The organism is Longimicrobium sp. (genome assembly GCF_036280135.1).
Classification (GTDB): domain Bacteria; phylum Gemmatimonadota; class Gemmatimonadetes; order Longimicrobiales; family Longimicrobiaceae; genus Longimicrobium.
This window is the reverse complement of sequence record NZ_DASURI010000378.1, coordinates 1-7,877: the sequence shown is the minus strand read 5'-3', so window position 1 is coordinate 7,877 and position 7,877 is coordinate 1. Positions and strand designations below refer to the sequence as shown.

The following is a 7,877-nucleotide window of genomic DNA, read 5'->3' as shown; positions in this document are numbered from 1 at the left end:
CTGGGCGGGCAGGGCGGGCAGTGGCCGGGGATGGGGCGCGCGCTGCTGGCGGAGGAGCCGGTGTTCCGCGCCGCCGTGGAGGCCGTGGACGCCCGGGTGCGCGCGGAGGCGGGCGGGTCGGTGCTGGACGCGCTGGCGGCGGACGAGGATTCGTCCACGCTGGCCGACACGCGGACGGCCCAGCCCGCGATCTTCGCCCTGCAGGTGGGGCTGGCCGCCCTGTGGAGCGCGTGGGGCGTGCGCCCCGCGGCCGTGGCGGGGCACAGCGTGGGCGAGGTGGCCGCCGCGTTCCTGGCGGGGGCGCTTTCCCTGGACGACGCGGTCCGGGTGGTGGTGCACCGCGGGCGGCTGATGCAGGCCGCCACGGGGCGGGGCACCATGGCGGCCGTGGGGCTGTCCGAGGCGGCGGCGCGCGACGCGGCCGCCCCGTACGGCGCGCGGCTGTCCATCGCCGCCGTCAACGCGCCCGCGTCGGTGGTCCTTTCCGGCGACACGGACGCCCTGGAGGAGGTGCTGGGGGCGCTGGAGGCGCGGGACGTCTTTGTCCGGCGGATGGGGGTGCCGTACGCGTTCCACAGCCCCGCCGTGGAGGAGGCGGCCGCCGCGCTGCGGGGGGCGCTGGCCGGCCTGTCGCCCCGCGCGGGGGGCATTCCCCTCGTCTCCAGCGTGGAAGGGCGCGAGGTGGACGGGCGGATGCTGGACGCGGAGTACTGGGCGCGCAACGTCCGCCAGCCGGTGCGCTTTGCCGCCGCCGTGGAGGCGCTGGCGGCCGCCGGCTGCGACACGTTCGTGGAGCTGTCGCCGCACCCGGCCCTGTGCCGGCCCGTGGAGGAGACGCTCCGCGGGCGCCCCGGCGACGCGCGGGCCGTGGCCTCGCTGCGCAGGGGCGAAGGGGAGCGGGAGACGATGCTGGCCGCGCTGGGCGCCCTGTACACCCGCGGGGCCCCGGTCGCGTGGGAGGCCCTGCACCCGGCGGGCGGGCGCCCCGTCCCCTTTCCCCGCTACCCCTGGCAGCGCGAGCGGCACTGGATGCAGCCCGCGCCCCGCCCGCGGAGCGGCGCCGCGCACCCCCTGCTGGGCGCGCACACCGTCCTGGCGGAGCCGGCCGGGGCGCACGTGTGGGACGCCGAGGCGGGGCCCGACGCCCTTCCGCGCCTGGGGGCGGACGGCGAGGGGCGGGTTCCCGCCGCCGCCCTGGCGGCCCTGGCGCGCGCCGCCGCGGCGGACGCCGCCGGGCCGGGCGACCACGAGGCGGAGCTGCGGGAGCTGGTGCCGCTGGACCTGCGCGCCCCCGCCGCCGTGCAGCTGCTCCTGGCGCCCGGCGACGGGGGACGCGCGTCGCTGCGCCTGCACGCCCGTCCGGCCGGCGCGCCCCGCGCCCCGTGGACGCTGCACGCGGCGGGGAGCGTGCGCCTGGCGCCCGCCCCGCGCGCGGCGGACGAAGGGCCGGCGGACGCCCCGGCCGCCGTGTCGGCCCGCGACGTCCTGGCCGCGGACCCGCTGGACCGGCCCGCGCGGGTGGGGGCGTACCTGGCGGCCCGGCTGGCGGGGGTGCTGCGCGTCCCGGTGGAGCGGGTGGACCCCGACCGCCCCGTGACGGCGCTGGGGCTGGACTCGCTGATGGCCGTGGAGGTGCGGAACGCCCTCCTGGGCGACCTGGGCGTGTCGCTCCCCCTGCGCGCCCTGCTGGACGGCCCCACGGCGCGCGCGCTGGCCGCGCGGGTGGGCGAGGCGCTGGACGCCGCCGCCGCGCGGGAGGCGGAGGGCGGGGACGAGGACGGGCCGGCCCCGGCCACCCACGGGCAGCGCGCCATGTGGCTGCTGCAGCAGCTGGAGCCGGAGAGCGCCCTCTTCAACGTCTTCGCGGCCATCCGCGTGGCCCCCGCGGTGGACGCGCCCGCCCTGCGCCGCGCCCTGGCCGCCCTGCTGGAGCGGCACCCCGCCCTGCGCACGGCCCTGGCGGCCCGCGACGGGGTGCCCGTGCAGGAGGTGCACCCCGCGGGGGACGTCCCCCTCCCGGAGACGGACGCGGCGGGGTGGGACGACGACGTCCTCCGCGCGCGGCTGGGCGACGAGGCCCACCGGCCCTTTGACCTGGCGCGGCCGCCCCTGCTGCGTGCCGCGCTCTACCGCCGCGGGCCCGGGGAGGACGTGCTGCTGCTGGTCATCCACCACGCGGCCGTGGACTTCTGGTCCAGCGTGCTGCTGCTGGGCGAGCTGGCCGCCCTGTACGCCGCCGAGGCCGCGGGCGTGCCGGCCGCCCTGCCGCCGGCCGGGCGCGCGTACACGGAGCACGCCCGCCGGCGCGAGCGGCTGCTGGCGGGGCCCCAGGGCGAGCGGCTGTGGGCGTACTGGCGCGCCCGCCTGGACGGCGCCTCGCCCCGGCTGTCGCTCCCGGCGGACCGCCGGCCGGCGGTGCCCACGGACGCCGGCGGGGTGCACCGCTTTCGCCTGGGGGCGGCGCGCACGGCCCGCGTGGCCGCGTTCGCGCGGGAGCGGGGCGCCACCCCCTTCGCCGTGCTCCTGGCCGGGTGGCAGGCGCTGCTGCACCGGTGGACGCGCGACCCCGGGCTGCTGCTGGCCGTGCCCGCCGCGGGGCGCGCGGGGGCGGAGTGGGCGGGGACGGTGGGGTGCTTCATGAACCTGGTGCTGCTGCGCGCGGACCTGTCCGGCCGCCCCGGCTTCGGCGCGCTGGTGGAGCGGGCGCGCGAGACGGTGCTGGAGGCGCTGGAGCACCAGGAGATGCCGTTCTCCCTCCTGGCCGAGCGCCTGCCCGCCCTCCGCGAGGGGGGGCGGGGGGCGCCCGTGCAGGCCATGTTCGTCTTCAACCGCCCGCACCGGCTGCAGGAGGCGGGGATCGCGGGGGTGATGGCGGGCGAGCCGGGGGCGCGCTTCGTCCACGGCGGGTGGACGATGGAGGCCGTGCCCCTGGACGAGCGCGCCACCCCCTGCGCCCTGTGCCTGTGGGGGACGGAGGTGGACGGCGACCTGTCCATGCGCCTGCAGTACGCGGCCGACCTGTTCACCCCCCACACCGCCGCCCGGCTGGCGCACGGCCTGGGCGCCCTGCTGGACGCGGCCCTGGAGGCGCCCGGGGTGGAGGTGGACGTCCTTCCCCTGCTGGACGACGCGGGGCGCGCGCGGGTGCTGGCCGCGTCCACCGGGCCGGCCGCGGGGCTGCCGCGCCCGCTGGTGCACCACGCCCTGGCGGCCCGCGCGGCCCTGTCGCCGGACGCGCCCGCTGTCGTGGGGGCGGGGGAGACGCTCACGTACGCGGAGCTGGACGCGCGCGCCGGCCGCCTCGCGCGGCACCTGCGGTCGCGGGGGGTGGGGCCGGAGTCGGTGGTGGGCGTGTGCCTGGAGCGCGCGCCGTCGCTCATCGTGGCCCTGTACGCCGTGCTGCGCGCCGGGGCGGCCTACCTTCCCCTGGACCCCGCCACCCCCGCGGAGCGCCGCGCGTCCATGCTGCGCGACGCGGGCGCCCGCATCCTCGTCTCCGCCCGCGGGGGGGACGAGGGGGCGGACGGGGTGGAGCGGGTGCCCCCGGACGCCGCCGGCCCCGCCGTGGACGTCGGGGGTTCCGTGGATTCCGTGGATTCCGGTCCGGCGGGGGAGGTGGACGGGGCGGGGGCGGCGTACGTCATCTACACCTCCGGCTCCACGGGGCGCCCCAAGGGGACGGTCGTGCCGCACGCGGCCCTGGCCGCCCACACGGCGTCCGCCGCCGAGGCGTACGGGCTGGGAGCGGCGGACCGCGTGCTGCAGTTCGCCTCCGCCAGCTTCGACGCCAGCGCCGAGGAGATCTACCCCGCGCTGGCCCGCGGCGCCGCCCTGGTGCTGCGCCCCGACGAGATCACGGCCGGCGTGGACGCCTTCCTGGACTTCTGCGGCCGCGCGGGCGTCACGGTCCTGGACCTTCCCACGGCCTGGTGGCACGCCGTGGCCGCCGCCCTGCACGCGGGCCAGGCCGTCCTTCCCCCGTCCGTCCGCCTGGTGATCATCGGCGGGGAGCGGGCCCTGCCGGAGCGGGTGGCGCAGTGGCGCGCGGCCGTGGGCGACGGCGTGCGCCTGGTGAACAGCTACGGTCCCACGGAGGCTACCGTCGTCGCCACCCGCCACGACGTGGCCGCGGGGGACGAAGCCGGGGCCGAGGTGCCCATCGGCCGGCCCATCCACGGGGTGCGGGCGCGGGTGCTGGATGCCGCCCTGCAGCCCGTGCCCGACGGCTTCCCCGGCGAGCTGTTCCTGGGCGGCGCCGGGGTGGCCCGGGGCTACCTGGGCCAGCCGGGGCTCACGGCCGCGCGCTTTGTCCCCGACCCCCTGGCGGAGGAGCCCGGGGCGCGCATGTACGCCACGGGCGACCTGGCGCGGCGCCGCGGGGACGGGGCGCTGGAGTTCGCGGGGCGGCTGGACGCCCAGGTCAAGGTCCGCGGCTACCGGGTGGAGCCGGGCGAGGTGGAGGCGGCGCTGCTGCGGCACCCCGAGGTGGCCGCGGCGGCCGTGGCCGTGCACGAGCACGCGCCCGGCGAGCGGCGCCTGGTGGCGTACGTGGAGCCCCGCGGCGCCCCCGCGCCCCCCGTCCGCGAGCTGCGCGAGTTCCTGGGCGAGCTGCTGCCGGAGTGGATGGTGCCGGCCGCCTTCGTCCTCCTTCCCGCGCTCCCCCTTACCCCCGGCGGCAAGGTGGACCGGCGCGCCCTGCCCCCGCCCGGCGCGCCCGCCGCGCCCGGGGAGGGCTTCGTGGCCCCCCGCACCCCCGCCGAGGCGCTGCTGGCGGAGATCTGGGGCGCCGTGCTGGGCGGGACCCCGGTGGGGGTGCACGACCCCTTCTTTGCCCTGGGGGGCGACTCCATCCTGGCCCTGCAGGTGGTGGCCCGCGCGCGCCGCGCGGGGGTGGAGCTCGCCCCGCGGCTGCTGCTGCGCAACCCCACCGTGGCCCGCCTGGCCGCGTCGCTGGAGGCGGTGCGCGCGGACGGCGCGGAGGACGAGGAACCCTTCTCCGACCCTCCCGTCCTTTCCCTGGACCCCGCGGCCGTGCGGCGGCTGCGCCAGGGGGAGCCCACGGGCCTGCCGGGCGGGGGCGCATGAAGGCGCTCCTGGCCCTCCTTCTCCGCTGGTCGGCGGGGACGCTGGTGCTGGCGGCCGCGGCGGGGATCGCCAGCGGCGCCGCCAACGCCGTGCTCCTGGCGCTGGCCAACCGGGCCCTGCACCACCCGCGCCCCTGGGCCGACGGGGCCCTCGCGGGGAGCTTCGCGGGGGTGTGCCTGCTGGTCCCCGTCCTTCGCGCGGCCTCGTCGTACCTCATGGCGTCGCTGGCGCAGCGGATGGTGACGGACCTGCGCCGCGACCTGGGCCGGCGCATCCTGGACGCGCCCCTGCGGCGGCTGGAGGAGCTGGGCACCCCGCGGCTGCTGGCCGTCCTTACCGAGGACCTGGCCGCCGTGGCGGCCGCCCTGCGGGCCCTGCCCCTGCTGTTCGTGCAGGGGGCCATCGTGGCGGGGTGCCTGGGCTACCTGGGATGGCTTTCTCCCGCCGCCCTGGGGGGCGTGCTCCTGCTGCTGGCCCTGGGCGTGGCCACCTACCGCCTTCCCCTGGCCCGGGCGGAGCGGCTGCAGCGGGAGCAGCGCGAGCTGGCGGACCGGCTGTGGGGCGACCTGGAGGGGCTCACGGGGGGCGTCAAGGAGCTCAAGCTGCACGCCGCCCGGCGCGAGGCGCTGCTGCGCGAGCTGGACGAGACGGGGCGGCGCATCCGGCGCACCTCCGTGGGGTCGGCCACCCTCTTCGCGGCCGCGGCGGGGTGGGGGCAGATGGTGATCTTCGGCCTCGTGGGGACCATCGCCTTCGTCCTTCCCCTGCGGGGGGGCGTGCCGGGCGAGGTGCTCACGGGGTACGCCCTCGTCCTGCTGTACCTGATGTCGCCCCTGGAGGTGATCCTGGACGCCCTTCCCGTCCTGTCGCGCGCACGGCTGGGGCTGCACCGGGCCGAGGCGCTGGGCGGCGCCCTGGCCCCCGCCGCGCCCCCCGCGGCGCCGGCGGCGGACGGCGGCGGGTGGCGCTCGCTGGAGCTGGCGGAGGTCACGCACGCCTACCCGCGCGAGGGCGAGGGCGACTTTACCCTGGGCCCCGTGTCGCTGGCGCTGCGCCCGGGGGAGATCGTCTTCGTCGTGGGGGGCAACGGCAGCGGAAAGACGACGCTGGCCAAGCTCCTCGTGGGGCTGTACGCCCCCGCCTCGGGCGAGGTGCGGCTGGACGGCGCGCCGGTGGACGACGCCGGCCGCGGGGCCCTGCTGCAGCGCGTCTCGGCCGTCTTCTCCGACTTTCACCTCTTCGAGCGGCTGCTGGGGATGGAGACGCCGGGGGTGGACGGCCGGGCGGCGGAGTTCCTGGAGACGCTGCAGCTGTCCCACCGCGTGGCCGTCCGCGACGGGCGGCTGTCCACCACCCGGCTGTCGCAGGGGCAGCGCAAGCGGCTGGCCCTGCTGACGGCGTTCCTGGAGGACCGCCCCATCTGCCTGTTCGACGAGTGGGCGGCGGACCAGGACCCCGTCTTTCGCAGGTTCTTCTACCTGCGCCTGCTCCCGGAGCTCCGGGCCCGCGGCAAGACCGTCGTGGCCATCACCCACGACGACCAGTACTACGGCGTGGCCGACCGCGTCATCAAGCTGGACGCCGGCCGGGTGGAGTACGACGGCCCCCCCGCCGGGCTGCCGTCCCGCGCCCCCGCCGCGGCCGTGGCCCTGGGCGGGGGCGCCCTGGCCGGCGCGCCGGGGGAGGGCTGACCCATGCCGGATCCGCGCGCCGCCGCCCCTTCGCCCCCCGCCGGCCCCCTTTCCCCGCCCGCGCCCGTCATCATGGAGCCCACCGTTGAGGCCGTGCACCCCCTCACCCCCCTGCAGGAGGGGATGCTCCTCCATGCCGGCCTGGCGCCGGAGGCGGGGGTGGACCTGGTGCAGTACGTCCTGGCCCTGCGGGGCCCCGTGGACCCCGCCGCCCTGCGCGACGCGTGGGAGGCGGTGCTGCGGCGCCACCCCGCGCTGCGGACGGGCTTTGCCTGGACGGACGGCGCCGGGCGGGCGTCCGTGCACCGCCACGTCCCCCTGGCGTGGGCGGAGGACGACTGGCGGACGCTGCCCGCGGCGGAGCAGGACGCCCGCCTGGAGGGGCACCTGCGCGCGGACCGCGCCCGCGGCTTTGACCCCGCGCGGCCGCCCCTGCTGCGGCTGATGCTCGTCCGCGCGGGGCACGACGCGTGGCGGCTGGTGTGGACGCACCACCACCTCCTGCTGGACGGCTGGTCCGCCCCGCTGGTGCTGGGCGAGGTGCTCGCCGCGTATCGCGCGGCCCTGCGCGGCGCCGTGGCCGACCTGCCCGCCCGGCGCCCCTTCGCCGACTACGCGGCGTGGCTGCGGGGGCGCGACCCCGCGCGGACGGAGGCGTTCTGGCGGGCGGAGCTGGCGGGGCGGGGCGCCCCCACGCCCCTTCCCGCGCCGGCCTCCGGCGGCGGCGAAGACGTTGAAGAAGGCGAAGACGAGGGGGTGGCCGAGGCGTCGCTGGAGGCCGTGCCCACGGCGGAGCTGCGGGCCCTGGGCCGCCGCCTGGGCGTGACCCTGGGAACGCTGGCCCGGGGCGCGTGGGCGCTGCTCCTGGCCGGCTGGTCCGGCGAGGAGGACGTCCTCTTCGGGGGCGTGGTCTCCGGCCGCCCCGCCGAGCTGGAAGGGGCCGGGGAGATGGTGGGGATGTTCGTGAACACGGTGGCCGTGCGCGTCCGCGTGGACCCCGGCGCCACGGTGGCCGGCTGGCTGGCGGGGCTGCAGGCCCGCGCCGCCGCGGCCCGCGAGCACGAGCACGCCCCCGTGGCCGAGGTGCGGCGCTGGAGCGGC

At 79.4% G+C, this 7,877-nt stretch carries 3 protein-coding genes; all 3 read left to right on the top strand.

Annotated features, from left to right (window positions below):
• Window positions 1-5,085: a non-ribosomal peptide synthetase gene (locus VFZ20_RS11870; protein ID WP_329684094.1), complete on the top strand. Its 5,085-nt coding sequence runs from the start codon at window positions 1-3 to the stop codon at window positions 5,083-5,085.
• Complete coding sequence (locus tag VFZ20_RS11865; protein WP_329684093.1) at window positions 5,082-6,776, top strand: cyclic peptide export ABC transporter; 1,695 nt, start codon at window positions 5,082-5,084, stop codon at window positions 6,774-6,776. The genes VFZ20_RS11870 and VFZ20_RS11865 overlap by 4 nt, the downstream gene beginning before the upstream one ends.
• Before the next feature lie 3 nt (window positions 6,777-6,779).
• A partial coding sequence (locus VFZ20_RS11860) for a condensation domain-containing protein (protein ID WP_329684092.1) occupies window positions 6,780-7,877 on the top strand: 1,098 nt, incomplete at its 3' end.